Source organism: Ochrobactrum sp. XJ1, assembly GCF_024701725.1.
In the GTDB taxonomy this organism is placed as follows: domain Bacteria; phylum Pseudomonadota; class Alphaproteobacteria; order Rhizobiales; family Rhizobiaceae; genus Brucella; species Brucella anthropi.
In genome coordinates this window covers 86,709-107,855 of record NZ_VDGD01000004.1, presented here as the reverse complement: position 1 = coordinate 107,855, position 21,147 = coordinate 86,709, and the positions used below count along the sequence as shown (strand labels likewise).

Sequence of the window (21,147 nt, the reverse complement as noted above, 5' to 3'; positions counted from 1 at the left end):
TTCTGGCCGGATTAGTTCTGGTAAGAGGAAGGCGAAGCATCGCCAAAGCGATGAGCCGAACCGTCCTGATAGACCGGAGCCTTGATCGAAGCAGGAGCCGTGTAGTCGAGCTTCTGGCTCTGCGTTGCAACCGGCGTACGGTCGTTTGCATAGAGATCGGCAGGTTCGCCGACATGCGGGTTTTCAGCGAAAGCAGCACCGGCGCTAAGGGCAACGGCAACAGCAGCAAGAGCAAACTTTTTCATCTTCGTAATCCTTAAAATCGCCCCTTCGGATGGCATAGAAGCCTTTCCGGGGCTCCCGGGTGGCACTATGCCATCCATCGGGGAGATAACTGGGGAAGCTGAATGATTGGGAGGAATATCCAGCTTGGGAATTCATCGGGGCGTCATCCGCTGGGAGGCTTTTGACGACGTCCTGCGCCTAAGTTTTCGGAAAACTTAGTTCTGGTAGCTCGAAGGCGATGCGTCACCGAAGCGATGAGCCGAACCGTCCTGGAATGAGGACTGGCTGATCGAAGCGGGAGCGGTGTAGTCGACCTTCTGGGAAGCAACCGGGGTGCGGTCGTTTGCATAAAGATCGGCAGGTTCGCCAACGCGTGGGTTTTCAGCAAAGGCAGCTCCGGCGCTAAGAGCGAGGGCAGCGGCAGCAAGAACAATCTTTTTCATTTTCCTATCTCCTTGGAAAGTGGAGCGGCGTTTTGTTCGTCGTTCCGATGCAGCTGAAATGGGTGACAGTGGGTAAAAGTTCCAGTCACGAAAATGTTCTCTTAATCACACATTCGTGCAGCCAATTTTATGGAATATAGATAATTTATGAGAAATAACTAAATATAATCAATAAGTTATATTATATATCAGTATTCACGAAACTGTTGTAGAAGGCGTTTTGTTCAAAAAGAGCGAACAGTCTGTCCCAATATATTGTCCAATGAGAGTGAACAATAAGGCGATTTTTCAGACTTTTGGTTGGGAGGCCGTTCAGAAACTACTTTTGGGAGGGAGCCGTTTGGGTCGCGACGACGAACCAGTCGGGTTGTTCGGCCAAGAGAAGTGCTGCTGCCTGCTCTGTGGCGGCCATATCTTCGTAGATCGCATAACAGGTTGCACCTGAGCCTGACATCTGTGCGTAAAGCGATCCGCTTGCGCGAAGCAGGTCAAGTTTGTCACCGATCTGGGGAGCAAGTTTTAGGGCCGGAGGCAGAAGATCGTTGCGGGTTGTCTGCAGATAGGCGCAAAGGGGGGCGATATCTGCATGGGAGCCAAGGTTCAGCGCTGGATGGTCGCGTTTGTCGAGTGCGCGAAAGACATCCGGCGTTGCAACAGCGGTTCCATCATTGACGAGGAGCATCGGCAGGGCTGGAAATCCGACAACCGGGCTCAGGTCTTCACCGATGCCGCGCGCGGCAAGCGGTGTGCCCTTGGATGCGCCATGCAGGCACATGGGCAGATCGGCGCCAAGGGTAAGCCCCATCGCGGCGAGTTGCTCTAAACCGAGATCGAGCCCCCACAATTCATCGAGCGCGAGCAGCGTTGCTGCGGCATCGCTCGATCCGCCGCCTATACCCGACGCAATCGGAAGGTTCTTTTCCAAATGAACGGCGACGGGCGGCAATGCCCTTTGCGTATGATCACGCAAGGCCTCGCGTGCCTTGAGAACCAGATTGCCACCATCGAGCGGTATGCCTTTTGCGAAAGGGCCGCTGACCGTGAAGCTATCCTCTTCGGCGTGCTCGATGCGGATGATGTCGCCATAGCGCGCAAAGACCACCAGCATATCGAGCAGATGATAGCCATCGTCACGACGCCCTGTAACATGCAGTGCGAGATTGATCTTGGCCGGTGCCAGACGCGTCACCGCATGTGCGGCCCCGGCATTCGCGGGCGTTTTGGTTGTCGGAGAAAGGGTCATTTCTGGCTACGGACCGGGAATAGCGCATTTCCAGCAAAAGTGTGAAACGGTTTTGCGTGAGGCAAATGCTATGAAACAAATAGTTGGAGCGGCTCCGACGACATTGTTAAAATTGGAACCGCTCTTGAGAAAACATGGCATCCGGCTGCGGCGAGCAACCGCACCACTTCGTTGGCAACCTCTCTTACAAGACAGGTCAGTCCTTCTTGACGTAATATTCGCCGGTTTTAGGGTCCTGCACCAACGTGCCTTGAGCCCGGTTCTGCGCTTCCTTTTCTGCCTGACGCACACGCTGGGACACGCGCGAGGCTTCACGCTTGAACGAGCGATAGCCGTACCAGGCGGCGGCGATGATCAGCAGCAGAAAGATGAGCTGGGGCATGGCCTCAAGTCCTTAAGGGTCGCATTTCGGATCGCCGGATCGCAACGCCGAAATGCCGAATGTTCATGAAGGGGCGGGAAGCGGCCCACCCCGCTTTCTGACACCATATCATGGTGAAACGAGGGAATTCAAAGCTTTGGTTCGAAAATCGACGCTGATTTTCGACTTCGCTTTGTTTTTACAGGCCATAACGGCCCCAAAGTGCCTTTTCTTCGGCTACTGAAAGCAGCCCGTCGCCGAGATGCGCGGCAATGGAAGCCGGTTCAAGATTACCGAGTGCCATATCAATGCCGGGCATCTTGCGCCCCAGAAGGCCGCGTTTCTGTTCCACGAGCTTGAGCTTAACCTTGTCGCCGTAGGTTTTGCGCAGGAAGCTGCGCATATCGCCAAGCCCGTCAATCAGGCCAAGCTCGTGCCCCTTGATGCCGGTCCAGAACAGCCCGGTAAACAGGTCCTTGTCTTCTGCAAGTTTCGTACCGCGCCGTTCCTTCACCATGTCGATGAAGGTCTCGTGGATTTCGAGCTGCAGTGATTTCAGCCGCTCGATGTCGGCCTTCTTCTCCGGCTGGAACGGGTCGAGCGTCACCTTGTTGGAGCCTGCCGTATAGACGCGGCGCTCCACACCGATCTTTTTCAGAAGTTCGGGGAAGCCGAACGAGGCCGACACCACGCCGATAGAACCCACGATGGATGACGGATCGGCGATGATTTCGTCACCAGCCAGCGCGATCATGTAGCCACCCGAGGCGGCAACATCTTCGACGAAGATAAAAACCTTCTTCTGGTGTTCGGCGGCAAGGTCGCGGATACGCCGGTAGATCAGTCGGGACTGAACCGGTGATCCGCCGGGCGAGTTGAGCGAAATGGCGACGGCGGGCGTCTCCTTGTCGGTGAACGCCTTTTCAAGGACTGCTGCGGTCGACGCCAGTGAAAGCATCGGACGGAATGCAGATCCACCGGACATGATGGCACCATGCAGCCGCACGACAGGTATCTCGATGGAAACCGGGCGGAAGCGGCGTGGAACAAGGCGCGTCAATAAACCGGGCAAGGCAAACTCCTGCTAACTGAAATCATTCAGGCTCTCAGCCGGAATGTAGGAAGCCATTTGGGAAACACAAAGAAAACCGCCCGGAAATTTTGTTTTCCGGGCGGTGATGTCGTTTCTGTCAGGTGTTTTTCGGCTTTGTGACCAGCCGCAGCAGGATATAGCCGCAAATGGCCGACAGGCCCGAACCGGCCAGAACTCCGATCTTCGTTTCCGCCTGCATGAGATCGGACGGGAAGGAGAGGAGGCCGATGAAGATGCTCATTGTAAAGCCGATCCCGCACAGGACCGCCACGCCGTAAAGCTGGATCCACGTGGCCCCGAGCGGCTTTTGTGCGAGGCCTGTCTTGATCGCAAGCCAGGCGGCTCCGAAAACGCCGAGCTGTTTGCCGATGAAGAGGCCAAGCATAATGCCAAGCGTGAGTGTATCCCGCATCACCGAGGCATCGAGACCGGCAAACGATATGCCCGCATTGGCGAAGCCGAAAATCGGCACGATGATGAAGGCAACAGGCTTGGCCAGCGCGTGTTCCAGCACATGCAGCGGCGAGGTCATGTCGTCAGGCCTGCCGGGCGCGGCCTTCAGCGGAATCATAAGTGCTGTCACCACGCCTGCAACCGTTGCATGAACACCGGAATTCAACACGAAGAACCAGAGCGCTGCTCCGCCGATCAGGTAGGGCAGGAGCTTCATCACGCCCATCCGGTTCATGACGAACAGAACGATAGCGGCGGCGAAAGCTCCGCCAAGATATGGCATGGAGATTTCAGCCGTATAGAAAATGGCGATGATGACGACGGCTGCGAGATCGTCCAGGATAGCAAGTGTCGCCAGAAACACCTTGAGGCTGGAAGGAACCCGTGAACCCAGAAGCGACAGAACGCCGAGCGCGAAGGCGATGTCGGTGGCAGATGGCACAGCCCAGCCGCGTACCTTGGCAGGGTCGTGCCAGTTCAACGCGGTGAAGATGATGGCTGGCAGGATGACGCCGCCCGCAGCGGCGATACCGGGCAGCATTCGGTTTGGCCAGCTTGCCAGTTGACCGTCGAGAAATTCGCGTTTGATCTCCAGCCCCACAAGCAGGAAGAACACCGCCATCAAGGCATCGTTGATCCAGTCCGTCAGACTCAGCGGACCGATATGAGTGTGCAGTATATCGAAATAGGCCTGCGAGAACGGAGAATTCGCCACGATCAGCGCAAGCGCTGCCGCCACCATGAGGCTTACACCCCCTGCAGATTCGCTATCCAGAAAGCGCCGCATGATGGATACGGGGCGGCTTTGATTTGGGCTATGGTTCATTGGTTCCCGTTGCCTGTTCTTGTCGTTTTGCTGTTTGCGCTTTTTCGGAAAAGGGCGGCGGGGAGCCGCAGAACGAAAATTGCGGTTTTAGGAATATTGGCTCGAATATAGGGTTTCAACCAAAATCACCCGCTCGGACCGAAATCGGCAGGTCTGGACCATCGGAACTTCCGGAATGCTACCGTGTTATCCGATCCGGGAGGACACCACGATGGTGCTCACTGCTATTTTCGCCCAGCTCAATTGCTCCGACCTCGAACGCAGCACGGAATGGTTTGCCACGATCTTCGATCGCAATCCCGATGCGCGACCGATGCAGGGACTGGCTGAATGGCATCACGGGTTGAGTGCGGGCTTCCAGCTTTACCAGAACCCGGCGGAAGCAGGGCACGGCACACTGACACTCATCGTCCGCGATGTACGAGCCGAACATGCGCGTCTTTCATTCGATGGGATTCGCCCCGGAAATGTCGAGATAGCTGACTATACGACGATTCTGAGATTGCACGACCCGGACCGCAATCTGGTCGTGCTGGCACAGCCGCGTTTCTAGATCAGAGCGTCGAGCCCATTGTTGATGCCGTTGGCGCGTGGGGTGAAGCCGTGGCCGTCGCTGCCGTGGAGAATAAGCGCCGGCATCAGCGAAAGACCGGCGCGGCTCCCGCGTGTGCCTGTCACGACAATACGGATCGCCGCCGCTTCGGGGCGGGGCTGAACGGGAATGATTCTCAGCCCGCCAAATCGTCCCGACAGTGCTTCGAGGATGGAAGAAATCGAACCGGGTCGGGCAATAATGGCAATGCCTCCACCGGGCTTCACAATGGCTGCCGCAGTGCGCACCCATTGCTCGAACATGCCTTCGGGCATGACATGCGCTTCCGCCTTCAGCGGATCGGGTGTGCTGCGATCGTGCGCTTCGTTGAAGGGCGGATTCATGATGACGAAGTTGAAACTGTTGTCGACAAGTCCTGCGGCGATGCGCGCCTTGCCTCTCAGGCCGACGTCGGCTTCGATCACACTGATACGGCCTGCCAGAGCGGCGTTCAGCGGATGTGCAACACTTCTGCGGGCAAAGCCCGCCATGAAAGCGGAACGTTCGACGAGGGTGATATTGGCGTCAGGGCAGCGCGACGCAACAGCAAGCCCTGCCGCGCCCGCACCGCTGCCAAGATCGGCAACGCGCCCGGCAAAGCCGTTTGGAACGGAGCTTGCCAGAATCATCGCATCCACACCGGAACGATGGCCTTTCAATGCGGGCTGGATGAGGTGAAACGCCCCACGATGAAACACATCGAGCGTTTCTCCAGCCTCATCTTCAGTTTCAAAACTTGCTTCCGAAGTCATCGATCGCGCAGTTCGTGTTCAATCTCGGCATCGATCAGAATCTGCCTTGCTTCTTCAAGCTGCTCTTCGCTGACCAGAAGGCGGCGCGGCAATACGCCCAAAGAGCCTTCGATGATGCTCATATTCGTGTCGGCAATGAAATAGGCGATCCCGGCCTCTTTCATCAAGGCCTCGGCAAAGGACAGCAGAACGGAATCATTCGTACGGATAAGTTCGATCATTTGAACAGTTTGTAGCGAATGCACCGCATTGACAACAGCTTCCTTCAATGGTGAACAGGCGTTGGAATAGTATCGCTTTGAGGGCGCTTTGGGGGCAGTTGCGTCTTGAGCAATCCGGTCCGTTTCAATAATGTGACCGGGCAGCTAGGAGAAATGGCATTGGGTGTGGTTCTGAATCTGGACGGTAAAAAGAAACAGGAAGGATCGGTTCAACCGCTTGTCGATCTGACAAAGGCCGATATGGCGCGGGTGAACGAGATGATCCTTTCCCGGGCCGGGTCCGATGTTGAAATGATACCGGAAGTCGCCAATCATCTGATTTCCTCTGGCGGCAAGCGCCTGCGTCCCATGATGACGCTCGCGGCAGCTCGCATGTTCGGCTACGAAGGCGACGGTCATGTGCGTCTCGCGACTGCTGTGGAATTCATGCACACTGCAACGCTTCTGCACGACGATGTGGTTGATGAAAGCGATCTGCGGCGCGGCAAAAGCACGGCGCGCATGATCTGGGGCAACCAGGCCAGCGTTCTCGTCGGCGATTTCCTTCTGGGGCAGGCCTTCAAGATGATGGTTGATGTCGGTTCGCTCGACGCGCTCGACGTTCTGGCGACCTCGGCTTCGGTGATCGCCGAAGGCGAAGTAATGCAGCTTGCTGCTGCCAAGAACATGGAAACCACCGAAGACGAATATCTGGCGGTCATCAAGGCCAAGACTGCGGCGCTGTTCTCGGCTGCCGGTGAAGTCGGCCCGATCATCGCCGGCGCACAGCGTTCGGATCGTGCGGCGCTGCGCGATTATGGCCTCAATCTCGGTCTTGCCTTCCAGCTGGTCGATGACGCGCTCGATTATGGCGGCTCGGCAGCCGATCTCGGCAAGAATACCGGTGACGATTTCCGCGAAGGCAAGATCACGCTCCCGGTGATTCTGAGCTATCGCCGCGGCACCGACGATGAGCGCGCTTTCTGGAAACAGGCAATCGAAGACGGTGCGAGCGATGACGCCTCGCTTGAAAAGGCCATCGGCCTGATGACGAAGCACGGCGCGATTGCCGACACGGTTCAGCGCGCGCGGCATTTCGGCGAAATTGCCCGCGATGCTCTGGCACCTCTGAAAGCGACGCCTCAAAAGGACGCGCTGATCGAAGTCATTGATTTCTGCATCAGCCGCGTGAACTGACCGGCAACAGCTGCAAGCTCCCGCCAGCATTTCTTGCGGGTGAAGAATACTCAGGAAAAGCGTCCCATCACGGATGCTTTTCTTGCCCCGCCATCCCAAAAAGGCCATGCTTGGGGTGCCTTTTCCGGCAAAGAGACAGCGCGCCCCGGCTTTTGAGCCACTTGAGGGTTTGCTTGCCGGTATCTGTCACAGGGATTTGAGAAGAGGATAGGGCTTTATGCGGCAAGGATCGAAATACCGCCCGCTTTATGGTTTGCTGCTCTCGCTTCTGGCGGGAATCGCGATCCCGACAAGCGGTGCTTTGGCCAAGGCGACAAATGATCCTGCACCGCCTCCTGTCCGCGCGGGTTCGTTTGCCGGGGCCTATCTTGCCGGACGCACCGCCGAATCCGACAATAATCTCGCTACTGCCGTCGATTTTTATCGTCAGGCTATGGCCTTCGATCCGGGCAATGCGCAGATCAAGCAGGATCTGCTGCTGGTTTTGCTGACGGAGGGCCGTTTCAAGGATGCGCTGCCTCTGGCGGAAGAACTGAAGAACGTCCCGGACATCGAGCGTTTTTCGCGCGTGGCGCTGGCCATCGACGCCATTGACCGCAAGCAATATCGCAAGGTCGGGCCGCTTCTGATGCTGTCGCTGCAATCCGATATGGATCGCCTTGCGACAGGCTTCATGAGCGCGTGGGTGAAGGTCGGGCAGGGCAACCCCAAACAGGCGCTCGCCGATATCCAGAAAATGCAGGGACCGGAATGGTATGGTCTGTTCCGCACCTATAATTCCGCACTGATAGCCGATCTCGCCGGCCAGAAGCAGGAAGCGCGTGATTTCTACCAGCAGGCCATCGACGACCGGCCCGGTGGGAGCGCTGCCCCCGACACGTATGAACGCATCGTGATGGCCTATGCCTCCTTCAAGCTTCGTCAGGGTGACAAGGAAGGTGCCATCAAAACGTTGAATGATGCAGCCGAGCTTTTGAACGGTCGCATGACGATCACCGAAATGCGTGAAAAGATCGAGGCTGGCGAGAAATATGGCCGCCTGATCAAAACCGCTCAGGAAGGGACTGCCGAAGCGCTCTATACGCTTGGCACTGCGATCAACCGCAGCGGCGCGGAAGCCTTTGCAAAGCTTTATCTGCAGATGTCGTTGCCGCTGCGTCCGGACAATGACGCAACGCTTTATCAGCTGGGCGATATTTCCGCCAAGTTGCGCCAGCCGGAAAAGGCCATCGACTACTATGGTCGCGTGCCGGAGAAGTCGCCTTATCGCCGTGATGCAGAAATGCAGCGCGCACTCAATCTGGCGGAAAACGACCAGTCTGCCGACGCTGTCAAGCAGCTGAGAGTTCTGCTCGACCGTGACAAGACCGATATGCGCACTTATCTGGCGCTAGGTGGTGTCTATGCACAGGACAAGAATTTCGCCGATGCGGCGAAGATTTATGATGCTGCGGTGGAACAGATCAAGACGCCGGAACGCAAGGACTGGCCGGTCTTCTATCAGCGCGGCATCGCCTATGAACGCCTGAAGCAATGGGACAAGGCGGAGCCCAATTTCCGCAAGGCGCTGGAGCTTTATCCCGACCAGCCACAGGTGCTGAACTATCTTGGTTATTCCTGGGTCGACCGGGGTGAAAATCTCGATGAAGCGCTGGGCATGATCAAGAAGGCGGTCGAGCTGCGTCCGCAGGACGGTTATATCGTCGACTCGCTGGGCTGGGCTTATTACATGCTGGGCCGGTATGACGAGGCGGTGGTCGAACTGGAAAAGGCGGTCAAGCTTCGTCCGGAAGACCCGACGATCAACGATCATATGGGCGATGCCTACTGGCGTGTCGGGCGTCTTCTGGAAGCGACATTCCAGTGGAACCATGCCATTGCAGGCAAGCCCGAGCCGGAAGATCTGGTGAAGATCGAGGCGAAGCTGAAGAAGGGTTTGCCGGATATTCCGGGGCAATCTTCTGCCGATGCTGCAAAGCCCGACGAGAAAAAGCCTGTCGAGCAGAAGCCGGAAGTTCCTGCGCAATCGCCTGCGCCTGCCGCACCGTCCGACAAGGCTCCAGAAAAACCGGCAACTGACTAAGAGCTTCAGGCTGCCGGTTTCAAGATGGTGTGACACCGAAACTGGCAGCCTGTGCTTGACCCTGCCGTGCTGACAAATTAGACCGGGCCATCATTTCAATTACAAGGCCCGACCCCGTGTCCAGTACGTTGCCAGCACATATGCATCCCACCCGTTCCTTTCAGGGTCTGATCCTGACGCTCCATAACTATTGGGCGGAGCACGGTTGCGCTATCTTGCAGCCCTATGACATGGAAGTGGGTGCGGGTACGTTCCACCCGGCAACGACGCTGCGCTCGCTGGGGCCGAAGCCGTGGAAGGCTGCCTATGTGCAGCCATCGCGTCGTCCGAAGGATGGCCGTTACGGTGAAAACCCGAACCGTCTCCAGCACTATTACCAGTATCAGGTGATCATCAAGCCATCGCCGCCGAACCTTCAGGATCTCTATCTCGGTTCGCTGCGCGCCATCGGTCTCGATCCGACGCTGCATGACGTGCGCTTCGTGGAAGATGACTGGGAAAGCCCGACGCTCGGCGCATGGGGTCTCGGCTGGGAATGCTGGTGCGACGGCATGGAAGTGTCGCAGTTCACCTATTTCCAGCAGGTCTGCGGCATCGAATGCTCGCCGGTTTCCGGTGAACTGACCTATGGTCTCGAACGCCTCGCCATGTATGTGCAGGGTGTGGACAATGTTTACGACCTCAACTTCAACGGTCTCGAAGGCGATGAAAAGGTCACCTATGGCGAGGTGTTCCTGCAGGCTGAGCAGGAGTATTCCCGCTACAACTTTGAAATGGCCAATACCGAGGCTTTGCATCAGCATTTCATCGATGCCGAGCGCGAGTGCGAGGCTATTCTGAAGGCTGGTGCGCCTGGTCCGAACGCCAATCATCAAATGCATAAGAGCGTTTTCCCGGCCTATGACCAGTGCATCAAGGCATCCCACGTGTTCAATCTGATGGATGCGCGCGGCGTGATCTCGGTTACCGAGCGTCAGAGCTATATTCTGCGTGTGCGCAATCTTGCGCGTCAGTGCGGCGAGGCATTCCTTTTGACGGATGCCGGTGGTTTCAATTTCAAGCGTGAGGGCGAGTAAAGAACATGCCTGATTTGTTGCTCGAACTCTTTTCCGAAGAAATCCCCGCCCGCATGCAGCGCAAGGCTGCTGGTGATCTGAAGAAGATGATTACCGATGGTCTGGTGGAAGCCGGTCTTACCTATGAAGCTGCGACCCCTTATTGGACGCCACGTCGTCTGACGCTCGATATTCGCGGCCTCACCGTGCGTTCCAAGGACGTGCACGAAGACATCAAAGGTCCGTCGGTTACAGCACCGGAACAGGCCATTCAAGGTTTTCTGCGCAAGGCCGGTCTGACGGATGTGGCGCAGGCTCATGTGCATTCCGATCCGAAGAAGGGCGATTTCTATGTCGCCCATCTGACGAAACCGGGCCGCGCAGCCGAAGAAATCGTCGCCGAACTGGTGCCGCAGACGATCCGCAATTTCCCATGGCCGAAATCCATGCGCTGGGGTGCGGCTTCGGCCAAGCCGGGTTCGCTTCGTTGGGTGCGCCCGCTTCAATCGATCCTCTGTACCTTCGGTCCTGAAACCGAGGAAACCGTGGTTATCGATTTCGATGTCGATGGCATCAAGTCCGGCAATGTCACCTATGGCCATCGTTTCCTGAGCGACGGTCAGGCAATCAAGGTACGTCGCTTCGAGGATTATGTCGAAAAGCTTGAAAAGGCTTTCGTGGTTCTCGACGCCGAGCGCCGCAAGGAAATCATTTCGCAGGACGCGCATAATCTCGCCTTCGCTTCCGGTCTTGAGCTGGTCGAAGACGATGGGCTTCTGGAAGAAGTGTCCGGTCTGGTCGAATGGCCGGTCGTGCTGATGGGCGAATTCGAGGAAGAGTTTCTGGCCATCCCGCCGGAAGTCATTCGCCTCACCATCCGCGCCAATCAGAAGTGCTTTGTCACCCGCAAGCAGGGCGAAGCCGAAGCGCTTTCCAACCGGTTTATTCTGGTGTCGAACATCGCAGCCCGGGACGGCGGCGCGGAAATCGCTTACGGTAACGGCAAGGTCGTGCGCGCACGCCTGTCGGATGCACTCTATTTCTGGCACACCGATCAGCATGATCTGCCCGACCTCGACAAGCTCGTCGCTTCGGCGGAAAAGTTCGGTCTTGATCTGAAGAAGCCACTCGATCAGCGCATGGCGCGTCTGGATGCATTGAATGTGACCTTCCATGCCAAGCTTGGCACGCAAGGCGCACGCGTTGAACGCATTCGCGAACTGGCTGCGCAGATTGCGCCGCTGGTGGGTGCCGATCCGAAGCTTGCTGCGCGCGCGGCAGTTCTGGCAAAGGCTGACCTCACCACGGAAGTTGTCGGCGAATTCCCTGAACTTCAGGGCGCAATGGGTCGCAAATATGCGTTGCTTCAGGGCGAAGATGAAGCCGTCGCTGCTGCGATTGAAGAACACTACAAGCCGCAAGGCCCGTCCGATGTTGTGCCGAAGAACCCGGTTTCGGTTGCCGTCGCGCTTGCCGACAAGCTCGACACGTTGGTCGGATTCTGGGCGATCGATGAAAAGCCGACCGGCTCGAAGGACCCGTTTGCTCTGCGTCGTGCGGCATTGGGTGTGATCCGTCTCCTGCTGTCGCAGGAATGGAAGTTCCCGCTGCTGCCGCTCTTCCGCTCGGCCTTTGCCGCGCTGAAAGAAGGTCAGGTCCAGCGCAAGTTGCGCGAGTTTGAAACCAAGCTTGCTGGGGAAAACTCCGGTGATATCGACGGCGAACAGGACGTTGACAACGCATTGGCCAGCTATGAAAAGCAGGTTCGCGCCGAGGCGGAAGCATCGTCCGAGCCGGTGCTGGCTGATCTCTTATCCTTCCTCCATGACCGTTTCAAGGTGCATCTGAAAGAAGAAGGTGCACGCTACGACGCCATTGATGCCGTGTTGTCGCCGGAAGCCGACAATCTGCTGCTGGTCGCGCGTCGACTGGAAGCGCTGATCGTCTTCATCAACGAAGAAGACGGCAAGAACCTTCTGGCTGGCACCAAGCGCGCCGCCAACATTCTCGCTGCCGAAGAGAAGAAGGGTACGAAGGTTGCAGACAGCGTAAGCGCGTCTCTTCTCCACGAAGCGGAAGAAAAGGCGCTGTTCGAAGCCGTCACTCTGGCTTCGCAAGATGCCGAGGCTGCCATTGCCCGTGAAGATTTCAACGGTGCGATGCTGGCGCTCGCCAAGCTGCGTGGTCCGGTCGATACGTTCTTCGAAAAGGTGCTGGTGAACGACGAGGACGAGAATGTCCGCGCCAATCGTCTGGCCTTGCTCGACCAGATTCGTGCAGCTACCGGCAAGGTGGCGGATTTCTCGAAAATCGCGGGCTGATCATTGGCCGAACCACAAAAATATGGCGCCTTCGGGCGCCATTTTTATTTCAGGCTGGGTCTGAGTTCGAGCGAACTGAGATCGATTTCGTCGGATGCCCCGGCCCAGGGATCGCCGACGACCCGCACAGGTTTGGTCGGGTCAAAATCTTCTGCCGGCGTGGCTGTCGGCTCAAGCAGGTCGTCCGGGACGGGCTGGCCCTGCATGCGCGCCATATAGGCACGGGCGCGCTTGCGGCGGGCCTCGATTTCCTTCTGTGCGTCCAGTTCGGCTGCCTGCTTTTGCGCACAGGTGCCGCAAACCGGCAGGCCGTTGGCACCGATCTTGTCATAGCCGATATAATCGATGGAGCCGACCTGATAGGTCAATGCCGCGCGCTCACCTCCGTTTGCGGAAGCAATCGCGGGCAGTCCGATGGCCGTCAGCGAAATAGCGATAAATCGCGATAACATTATTCACCTCACGCATGAATAATATCATCATACCCTGAAAAACCTAACAAAACGCAATTTTTCATGCGCAATCATGATCGTCTTCCCGTGATTGTGCCCGGATAGAGTCCGAGCTTGCTTGTACATCGCTTGTACATCACTTGCACAGGAGCCTGTGCTTGTGTAGGCAGAACGGGCTTAGAGCGCATTTCGATCTGATAGAGTCAGATCGGCGCTCTAACTGTCTGTTTTGACGCGCATCTTATCCGAAAACCGTTTCACACTTTTCGGGATGCGCTCCAACTTGGGACGCTCGAGAGGCGGAAAACCAGTGTCCGATGTAGCCAAATTCGATGATGAGGCAGTCCAGCGCGCGGTGGAAGTGCTGCGGCGCGGCGGTCTCGTCGCCATTCCGACCGAAACCGTTTATGGCCTTGCCGCCGACGCTGCGAACGGCGAGGGTGTGGCGGGTATTTTCGCGGCCAAGGGGCGGCCTCAGTTCAATCCGCTGATCGCGCATGTGAGCGGTATTGCGATGGCCCAGCGCTATGTCACTTTCGACGCTCTTTCGCGCAAGCTTGCCGAGATGTTCTGGCCCGGCCCGCTGACCATCGTGCTGCCGCTGAAGGACAGGCAGGATACGGATCGCCCGATCCATCCGCTTGTAACCGCCGGGCTTTCGACCCTTGCCATCCGCATGCCGCTTGGCCGTGTGCGCGATATCATCGAGGAGCTTGATAGTCCGGTTGCAGCGCCAAGCGCCAACACGTCAGGCCGCATCAGCCCGACAAGCGCTCGTGCCGTTGCCGACGACCTCGGCAACAAGCTTGATCTGATCCTCGATGCCGGTCCCTGCGGCGTTGGGGTTGAATCCACCATCGTCAAGGTAGACGGCAATAAAGTGCATCTGCTCCGGCCGGGCGGACTAGCTGCGGAAGAAATCGAAGCCGTGATTGGTGAGAAGCTCGTGCGCGCCGACCAAACATCGGCAATTCAGGCACCGGGCATGATGGCCTCGCATTATGCGCCTGATGCTGCGATGCGGCTTGGTGTCGGCTCGGTGCAGCCGGGCGAAGCCCTGCTTGCCTTTGGCCCGCAGCGCGTGGCCGGGGCCGATACAGCAAAGGCGATCATGAACTTGAGCGCTGATGGCAATTTGCGCGAAGCAGCGGCCAATCTGTTCGATTTCATGCGCAGGCTGGATGCGACAGGTGCCACCACCATTGCCGTAGAGCCTATCCCCTTTGAAGGTCTCGGCGAGGCCATCAACGACCGTTTGAAACGCGCGGCGGCCCCGCGTTAACATCCTCCTATGTAAGAGACAGACTATGCTGGATACCGCTCTGATCGAACGTTTCTCCGCCATCGTGGGCGAAAAGAATGCGCTCACCGCGCCGGAAGATCTCGCCGCTTATCTCGTCGAGCAACGCGATCTCTATCACGGTCGCACACCTCTCGTCCTTCGTCCGGGGTCGACGGAAGAAGTCGCGGCTATCATGAAGCTTGCCAGCGAGACGAAAACACCGGTGGTGCCGCAGGGTGGCAATACGGGCCTCGTTGGCGGCCAGCAGCCCGATGAAAGCGGCGCAGCCATCATTCTGTCGCTCGGTCGTATGAACCGTATCCGTAACCTCGATACGGTCGGCAATCTGGTAACGCTTGAAGCCGGTGTCATCCTGAAGAACCTTCAGGAAGCTGCTGAAAAAGCCGGTCGCCTGTTTCCGCTGTCGCTGGGTGCCGAAGGTTCATGCCAGATCGGTGGCAATCTTGGTTCCAACGCTGGCGGCACGGCAGTGCTTGCCTATGGCAACATGCGCGAGCTTTGCCTCGGCCTTGAGGTTGTGCTGCCGACCGGCGAGATTCTCAACGATCTTCGCTATGTAAAGAAGGACAATACCGGTTACGACCTGAAAGACCTTTTCATCGGTTCGGAAGGCACGCTTGGTGTCATCACGGCTGCGGTGCTGAAAATCTTCCCGCAGCCGAAGGGCAAGGGCGTGGCTTATGCAGGACTGCGCAATCCGGAAGACGTGCTGCGCCTGTTCCAGCTTGCAACGGAACATGCAGGCCCGTCGCTGACCGGCTTCGAATTGATGCCGCGCGTGGGCGTGGAATTTACGGTGCGCCATGTCGATGGCGTGCGCGATCCGCTCGAAAGCCCGCATGACTGGTATGTGCTGATCGATATTTCTTCTACTCGCTCAGAAGAAGATGCGCGCACGACGCTGGAAACGATCCTGACCGAAGCCTTCGAGAGCGATATTATTCAGGATGCGGCCATCGGCGAAAGCGTGGCGCAGGCGCAGTCCTTCTGGAAAATGCGCGAGGAAATGTCCTGGGCGCAGAAGCCGGAAGGTGGCTCGATCAAGCACGATATATCGGTGCCGGTCGCATCCATCCCCGCCTTCATCCACGAAGCCAATGCCGCGACGCTGGAAATGATTCCCGGTGCGCGCATCGTTTGCTTCGGCCATATCGGCGACGGTAACCTGCATTACAACGTTTCGCAGCCGGTAGGCGCTGACAAGGAAGCCTTTCTTGCGCGATGGCACGAGCTGAACCACCGTATCCACACGATCGTCGCGAGCTATACGGGTTCGATTTCGGCAGAACACGGCATTGGTCAGCTCAAGCGCGAAGAACTGGCTTTCTTCAAGCAGGATGTCGCGCTTGACCTGATGCGCCGCATCAAGTCGGCTTTCGATCCGGCGAGCATCATGAACCCCGGCAAGGTTCTGTAAAAATAGTACAATTCCAGGAAGTAAGACGGGCGGTATTAACCGCCCGTTTGTTTTAGTAAACACTTCTTCAGAAGAATTTCCGAATTCTTACACCTGGTTGCAATCTGCTAACCAAAGGAAAAGGCAGGAAAAAGTTAACTTAACTCATTAAGCCCGTCGGTAATAAACCGCGCCTATTCTCCATCTCAACGAAGAGCAAAAAGCTCGACAAAGGGAAGTCGGAATAACCGGCTCTCAAAAATAAAAAGCAGAGAGACAGAGGCGTCGAAAATGATGAGCAAGGGACTGAAGCCCGACTGGGCAGGACGGGAATTGCGGCTTGATCCGTTTCACTTTCCGCAGGTTGTGAGCTATGCGACCCATGACGGGAGCAGCGACGTTACCTTCACCATCAACGAGCGCGGCGCAGTGATCCGGCAGGTTCTGCCTTCAAGCGGTCTGCCGATGTCGATCGCTCTCCCGGCCAACGCATTTGTCGGCGTTGCCGCCCGTGCGGTGGAAGACGAGTTCGGCGAAATCACGGTGACGCTGGAGCTGATGCATGAAGACCCGCAGCTCTCCGTTCCCTTGCTTGTCGCACATGATCTGACTGACGTTGCCGCCGACTGGCGCGCCTGGGCGGCAAGCTTCAATCTGCCGATGATGCTGGTCGAGGAGGACGGCGTTGCCCGCCCGCTTTACGAAAGCACCGGTGCGGTCCGCACCAGCCAGCCGCAGGCTCGCCGTCAGGGACAGGAGCCGCGCCGTCGCCGTCCGCGTTTTCTTGCTCGCCGCAAGACAGGTACGCTTGGCGTCCGTCTGGTGATCTCCGGCAAGGAAATCATTGCTCGAAATTGAATTGGAGCGCATCCCGAAAAGTGTGAAACGGTTTTCGGACGAGATGCGCTCTAGAAAGGGTAAAGGGTCGCCTGAGATAAGGCGACCCCTTCAAAAAATCTTGGCTGACCTCCAAAAAGCCCCCGAACGTTCACAACGTTCGGGTTTATTTTTTTCGGCTGAGAAAGGCCATGACGGCCTCGCGGGCTTCATCTGAGGTAAGCCGTTCAGCAAAATGTTTGGCCTCACGCGCAATGCGTTCGGAAACTTTTTCAGCTGGCATGCGCATCAGCGCACGGGCGATCTGCATGGCCTGCGGAGGCTTGGCAGCGATTTCTTCTGCGGCCTTCATCACTTCCGTTTCCAGCGCATCTTCGGCAACGATCTGATAGACGATACCGGCTTCCTGCGCGGCTTCCGCGGTAAATCCATGACCGAGCGCCAGCAGGGCAAATGCCTTTTGATGTCCCATCAGCGGTGGTGCCAGCAGGCTGGAAGCTGCTTCCGGCACAAGGCCGAGATCGACGAAAGGTGTGCGGAACAAGGCGCGCGACGTTGCAAATGTCAGGTCGCAATGCAGGTGGATGGTCGTGCCGATGCCGATGGCAAGGCCATCGACACCGGAAATGATCGGCTTTTTTGCGCTGGAAAGAGCACCCAGAAAATCCAGAATGTCGTTGCCGAGATCGCCGCCCATCGCAGCCACCATGAAATCCTGCATGTCGTTGCCGGATGAGAATGCACCTGGAACCCCGAGAAACACATGCACACGCACCGCGTCATCGGCATCGCCGTCCTTGAGCGCCTTTGCCATGGTGGCATACATGGCGCGGGTAATGGCGTTTTTCTTGTCGGCCCGGTTAAGACGGATGATCTGGATCGCGCCTTTGCGCTCAATCAGGATGTGTTCGCTCATGCCTATGCCTCCAGCGCGGATTTGGCGGCGGCTAGGCTGGCAGCGCCGGTGATGACGGTGTCTTTCAGGGACGATACTTCGGCAAGCATATTTTCCGCAAAGAAGCGGCTCAGCACTGCGCGGCCGCTATCGTCATCCGCGAGCGCCGCACGCGCGAGATAGGCGCCGCCGGAAACGAGCGACAAAAGCCGCTGATAAGGCGTGGCTCCGGCAAGTGCTGCCTCAAGCTGCCCTTCGGCAACTGCCTTTTGCAGCCAGTCCGTGGCTTCGCGGGCCTCATTGATGGCCTTGGAAAGGCGAGCGCCGGTTTCGCCGAGTTCCGGACGATTGGATGCGGCGGCCTTGTCGGCGTCGTCCTGCAATTCTGCAAGGAAGCCCTTGATATGCTCGCCATGCCCAAGCGGCAGCTTGCGCGCCACGAGGTCGATGGCCTGAATGCCGTTGGTGCCTTCGTAGATCGGGGTAATCCGGGCATCACGCAGCAATTGCGCAGCACCTGTCTCTTCGATGAAGCCCATGCCGCCGTGAATCTGGATGCCCAGCGAAGCAACATCCACGCCTGCATCGGTCGCAAAGCTCTTGGCGAGCGGCGTCAGCAGACCGGCGCGATCCGACCAGAACTGCTGGTCTGCGCCCTCCGTTGCATGGCTCATGTCGATGGCATGTGCGCAGGAATAGGTTATCGAACGGGCAACCTGCGTTAGCGCCTTCATGGTCAGCAACATGCGCTGTACATCGGGATGCTCGATAATCGGGCTCATGCCTTGCTTAGGATCAGCACCGATGGCGCGGCCCTGCTTGCGCTCCTTGGCATAGGCAAGGGCCTGTTGATAAGCGGCCTCGGCAACGCCGACACCCTGAATGCCGACCAGAAGACGCGCATTGTTCATCATGGTGAACATGCAGGCCAGCCCACGATTTTCCTCGCCGATCAGGTAGCCAACCGCGCCCTGTTCTTCACCCTTCACGAAACCATCACCATAGATCATGGTGCAGGTTGGCGAGGCATGGATGCCCATCTTGTGCTCAAGGCCGGAGCAGAACAGATCGTTCCTGCGGCCAAGCGAGCCATCATCGTTGACGAGGAATTTGGGTACGAGGAAAAGCGAAATGCCCTTCGTCCCGGCCGGGGCATCGGGCAGGCGCGCCAGCACCAGATGCACGATATTGTCGGTCAGGTCATGCTCGCCATAGGTGATGAAAATCTTCTGGCCGAAGATGCGGTAGCTGCCGTCACCGGCACGTTCCGCACGGGTACGCAGTACACCAAGATCGGAACCGGCGTGCGGTTCAGTCAGATTCATCGTGCCCATCCACTCGCCGCTGATGAGCTTTTCGAGATAGATGTCCTTCAACTCCTTGGAGGCGTGCTTTTCGACCGCTTCGACTGCGCCCATGGTCAGTGTCGGCGCGATGGCGAAGGCAAGCGTCCCGGAGTTCCACATTTCGCTCACTGCCACCGACATCATCGTGGGCAGGCCCTGACCGCCATATTCCGGCGTGCCGGTCAGCGAGTTCCAGCCGCCTTCGATCCAGTCGCGATATAGCTCTTTCCAGCCCGGCGCGGTGGTGACAACGCCGTCCTTGACGGTCGCGCCATGCTTGTCGCCGGTGATGCGCAGCGGCTCGACGCGCTCTGAGGCAAACTTGCCGGCTTCTTCCAGAATGGCAGCGGCAAGATCGGCGGAGAATTCGGGGAAGCGGTTGTCGTCGAGGGCTTTCTCCAGCCCTGCAACCTTCATCAGCGTATGAGAAATTTCAGAAACCGGCGCGCGATACATCTTTCCTCCGAGTATGTTTCGCGGACTTCTCCTCGGAAGCCCGCCCTGCGCCGGTGCTTCATGCAATCCGGCAGGAGCCATTTTGGCTGTTCAATACAAGAGCTATCGGCTTATTACGTAAACGTCAATATTGTGCTGCGGCTTCACAGCCATTTGTACGGAGGTGAACAATCTCGTGGATTTTTCGAATTTGACGTTTGAAACGGGATTAATATCGGACGGGTATCAAACGTCAAATGCAATCCACTAGGCATTGTCCGCCTGTGAGGCCGAAACTCGGCGGTTACAGATAATGCTGTCGAGGCTATTTCTTGTCGGCTTGGGTTTCCCGCTCGACAGCGCGCCAGCCGATATCGGAGCGATAGAAGCCTTCCGGCCAGTCGATGAGCTTTACGGCTTCATAGGCGCGCGCCTGTGCTTCGGCGACCGTGTCGGCAATGGCAGTGATGTTGAGCACGCGGCCTCCGCTGGCAACGATGCTGCCGTCCTTCTCCGCCGTTCCCGCGTGGAAGAGTTTGACGCCATCAATGCCTTCGAGCTTGTCGAGATCGCGGACGACGCTGCCCTTCTTCACATTGGACGGATAGCCTTCCGCAGCCATCACCACCGTCAGCGCAGGCTGGTCTTTCCAGTCGAGAGAGACCTGATCCAGCTTGCCGTCCACGGCGGCATTGATAAGCGCGAGCAGGTCGCTGTTGAGGCGCATCATAAGCACCTGGCATTCCGGGTCACCAAAACGGGTGTTGTATTCGATGAGCTTGGGGCCGTCCTTGCCGATCATCAGGCCGAGGAACAGGATGCCGGAGAAAGGCGCGCCGATTTCTTTCATTCCACGCATCGTCGGTTCGATCAGTTCGCGCATCGTGCGCTCGACGATTTCCGGCGTCATGACCGGAGCCGGAGCATAGGCACCCATGCCGCCTGTATTCGGGCCGGTGTCGCCGTCGCCGACACGCTTGTGATCTTGCGCCGAGCCGAGCGGCAAGGCGGTCTTGCCATCGCATATGCAGAAGAAGCTTGCTTCTTCGCCGTCCAGAAATTCCTCAACCACCACCTCGGCACCGGCGGAACCGAATGCACCTTCGAAACAGGCATCCACGGCGTCGAGCGCTTCATCGAGCGTCATCGCAACGATCACGCCCTTGCCTGCTGCAAGCCCGTCGGCCTTGACGACGATGGGCGCACCCTGCTGGCGGATATAGGCCTTGGCCTTGGGCGCATTGTTGAAGCGGCCATAAGCGCCTGTCGGAATATCGAAGCGCGCGCAGAGATCCTTGGTGAAACCCTTCGACCCTTCAAGCTGTGCCGCAGCCTTGGAGGGGCCGAACACACGGATACCCTCGGCACGCATTTCATCGGAAAGGCCAGCCACCAGTGGCGCTTCAGGCCCGACCACCACGAGATCGATCTTCTTGTCCTTGGCGAAGGCAATCAGAGCCTGATGGTCATCGACACCGATGTCGACGAGTTCCGCGACCGTCGCAATGCCCGGATTGCCGGGAGCGCAATAGAGCTTTGTCAGTGACGGAGAAGCGGACAGTTTCCAGGCCAGAGCATGTTCACGACCGCCAGAACCGATTAAAAGAACTCTCATTGCTTGCTCCGTCTTCGTCGGGGT

General features: G+C 57.7%; 20 protein-coding genes. 8 read left to right on the top strand and 12 right to left on the bottom strand.

The genetic code is table 11. The features are described from left to right. Positions 1 to 11 precede the first annotated feature (11 nt). The 6 genes from FG152_RS08185 to nhaA form a co-directional block, all read right to left on the bottom strand. Entirely contained in the window at positions 12 to 245 is a 234-nt protein-coding gene (locus FG152_RS08185) for a hypothetical protein (protein WP_010658330.1), read from the bottom strand. Between the two features lie 195 nt (positions 246 to 440). Next, positions 441 to 668: a hypothetical protein gene (locus tag FG152_RS08180; RefSeq protein WP_012090790.1), complete on the bottom strand. Its 228-nt coding sequence runs from the start codon at positions 666 to 668 to the stop codon at positions 441 to 443. Between the two features lie 319 nt (positions 669 to 987). Beyond that, positions 988 to 1,911, bottom strand: coding sequence for a 4-(cytidine 5'-diphospho)-2-C-methyl-D-erythritol kinase (locus FG152_RS08175; RefSeq protein ID WP_498985837.1), 924 nt, complete (start codon positions 1,909 to 1,911; stop codon positions 988 to 990). Positions 1,912 to 2,107: 196 nt separating this feature from the next. Next, positions 2,108 to 2,293 carry a membrane protein gene (locus FG152_RS08170; RefSeq protein ID WP_010658334.1) on the bottom strand — a complete coding sequence of 62 codons (186 nt, stop codon included), beginning with the start codon at positions 2,291 to 2,293 and terminating at the stop codon, positions 2,108 to 2,110. Between the two features lie 178 nt (positions 2,294 to 2,471). Next, complete coding sequence (locus FG152_RS08165; protein WP_043062699.1) at positions 2,472 to 3,344, bottom strand: S49 family peptidase; 873 nt, start codon at positions 3,342 to 3,344, stop codon at positions 2,472 to 2,474. A gap of 118 nt (positions 3,345 to 3,462) precedes the next feature. Then, on the bottom strand, positions 3,463 to 4,644 hold the full coding sequence (gene nhaA, locus FG152_RS08160; protein ID WP_036585967.1) for a Na+/H+ antiporter NhaA: 1,182 nt from the start codon (positions 4,642 to 4,644) through the stop codon (positions 3,463 to 3,465). A 211-nt stretch (positions 4,645 to 4,855) separates the two neighbouring features. Between nhaA and FG152_RS08155 the strand changes: the two genes are divergently transcribed. Then, positions 4,856 to 5,197 (top strand): VOC family protein, encoded by a 342-nt coding sequence (locus tag FG152_RS08155; protein WP_043062690.1) that lies wholly within the window; start codon positions 4,856 to 4,858, stop codon positions 5,195 to 5,197. Here the strand turns inward: FG152_RS08155 and FG152_RS08150 are convergent. After that, the gene (locus FG152_RS08150; RefSeq protein WP_043062689.1) at positions 5,194 to 5,988 is read right to left on the bottom strand and encodes a tRNA1(Val) (adenine(37)-N6)-methyltransferase; all 795 of its coding nucleotides are present in this window, start codon (positions 5,986 to 5,988) and stop codon (positions 5,194 to 5,196) included. The two genes, FG152_RS08155 and FG152_RS08150, sit on opposite strands and share 4 nt — an antisense overlap. Then, entirely contained in the window at positions 5,985 to 6,209 is a 225-nt protein-coding gene (locus tag FG152_RS08145; RefSeq protein WP_010658339.1) for a putative signal transducing protein, read from the bottom strand. Before FG152_RS08145 ends, FG152_RS08150 begins: the two co-directional genes overlap by 4 nt. 159 nt (positions 6,210 to 6,368) lie before the next feature. On the opposite strand from FG152_RS08145, the gene FG152_RS08140 reads away from it, so the two are divergent. The 4 genes from FG152_RS08140 (at position 6,369) to glyS (ending at position 12,844) form a co-directional block, all read left to right on the top strand. After that, positions 6,369 to 7,385 carry a polyprenyl synthetase family protein gene (locus FG152_RS08140; protein WP_105529132.1) on the top strand — a complete coding sequence of 339 codons (1,017 nt, stop codon included), beginning with the start codon at positions 6,369 to 6,371 and terminating at the stop codon, positions 7,383 to 7,385. A gap of 217 nt (positions 7,386 to 7,602) precedes the next feature. Further along, positions 7,603 to 9,468 (top strand): tetratricopeptide repeat protein, encoded by a 1,866-nt coding sequence (locus FG152_RS08135; RefSeq protein ID WP_105528853.1) that lies wholly within the window; start codon positions 7,603 to 7,605, stop codon positions 9,466 to 9,468. 140 nt (positions 9,469 to 9,608) lie between these two features. Then, positions 9,609 to 10,544, top strand: coding sequence for a glycine--tRNA ligase subunit alpha (locus FG152_RS08130; RefSeq protein ID WP_010658342.1), 936 nt, complete (start codon positions 9,609 to 9,611; stop codon positions 10,542 to 10,544). Positions 10,545 to 10,549: 5 nt separating this feature from the next. Continuing rightward, positions 10,550 to 12,844 (top strand): glycine--tRNA ligase subunit beta, encoded by a 2,295-nt coding sequence (gene glyS, locus FG152_RS08125; protein ID WP_105528854.1) that lies wholly within the window; start codon positions 10,550 to 10,552, stop codon positions 12,842 to 12,844. 44 nt (positions 12,845 to 12,888) lie between these two features. On the opposite strand, the gene FG152_RS08120 is transcribed toward glyS, so the two are convergent. Then, on the bottom strand, positions 12,889 to 13,296 hold the full coding sequence (locus FG152_RS08120) for a hypothetical protein (protein WP_010658344.1): 408 nt from the start codon (positions 13,294 to 13,296) through the stop codon (positions 12,889 to 12,891). 271 nt (positions 13,297 to 13,567) lie between these two features. Between FG152_RS08120 and FG152_RS08115 the strand changes: the two genes are divergently transcribed. The 3 genes from FG152_RS08115 to FG152_RS08105 all read left to right on the top strand — a co-directional run bounded on the left by FG152_RS08115 (position 13,568) and on the right by FG152_RS08105 (position 16,853). Further along, positions 13,568 to 14,578: an L-threonylcarbamoyladenylate synthase gene (locus FG152_RS08115; protein ID WP_498986246.1), complete on the top strand. Its 1,011-nt coding sequence runs from the start codon at positions 13,568 to 13,570 to the stop codon at positions 14,576 to 14,578. Between the two features lie 25 nt (positions 14,579 to 14,603). Next, a complete protein-coding gene (locus FG152_RS08110) occupies positions 14,604 to 16,016 on the top strand; it encodes an FAD-binding oxidoreductase (protein WP_498985828.1) in 1,413 nt (470 codons plus the stop codon). A 270-nt stretch (positions 16,017 to 16,286) separates the two neighbouring features. Further along, positions 16,287 to 16,853 (top strand): DUF6101 family protein, encoded by a 567-nt coding sequence (locus FG152_RS08105; RefSeq protein WP_010658347.1) that lies wholly within the window; start codon positions 16,287 to 16,289, stop codon positions 16,851 to 16,853. A 145-nt stretch (positions 16,854 to 16,998) separates the two neighbouring features. On the opposite strand, the gene FG152_RS08100 is transcribed toward FG152_RS08105, so the two are convergent. The 3 genes from FG152_RS08100 to purD all read right to left on the bottom strand — a co-directional run bounded on the left by FG152_RS08100 (position 16,999) and on the right by purD (position 21,123). Continuing rightward, on the bottom strand, positions 16,999 to 17,748 hold the full coding sequence (locus FG152_RS08100) for a crotonase/enoyl-CoA hydratase family protein (RefSeq protein ID WP_498985824.1): 750 nt from the start codon (positions 17,746 to 17,748) through the stop codon (positions 16,999 to 17,001). A 2-nt stretch (positions 17,749 to 17,750) separates the two neighbouring features. Further along, entirely contained in the window at positions 17,751 to 19,529 is a 1,779-nt protein-coding gene (locus tag FG152_RS08095) for an acyl-CoA dehydrogenase family protein (protein ID WP_151576858.1), read from the bottom strand. Between the two features lie 304 nt (positions 19,530 to 19,833). Continuing rightward, a complete protein-coding gene (purD, locus tag FG152_RS08090) occupies positions 19,834 to 21,123 on the bottom strand; it encodes a phosphoribosylamine--glycine ligase (RefSeq protein ID WP_498985820.1) in 1,290 nt (429 codons plus the stop codon). Positions 21,124 to 21,147 lie beyond the last annotated feature (24 nt).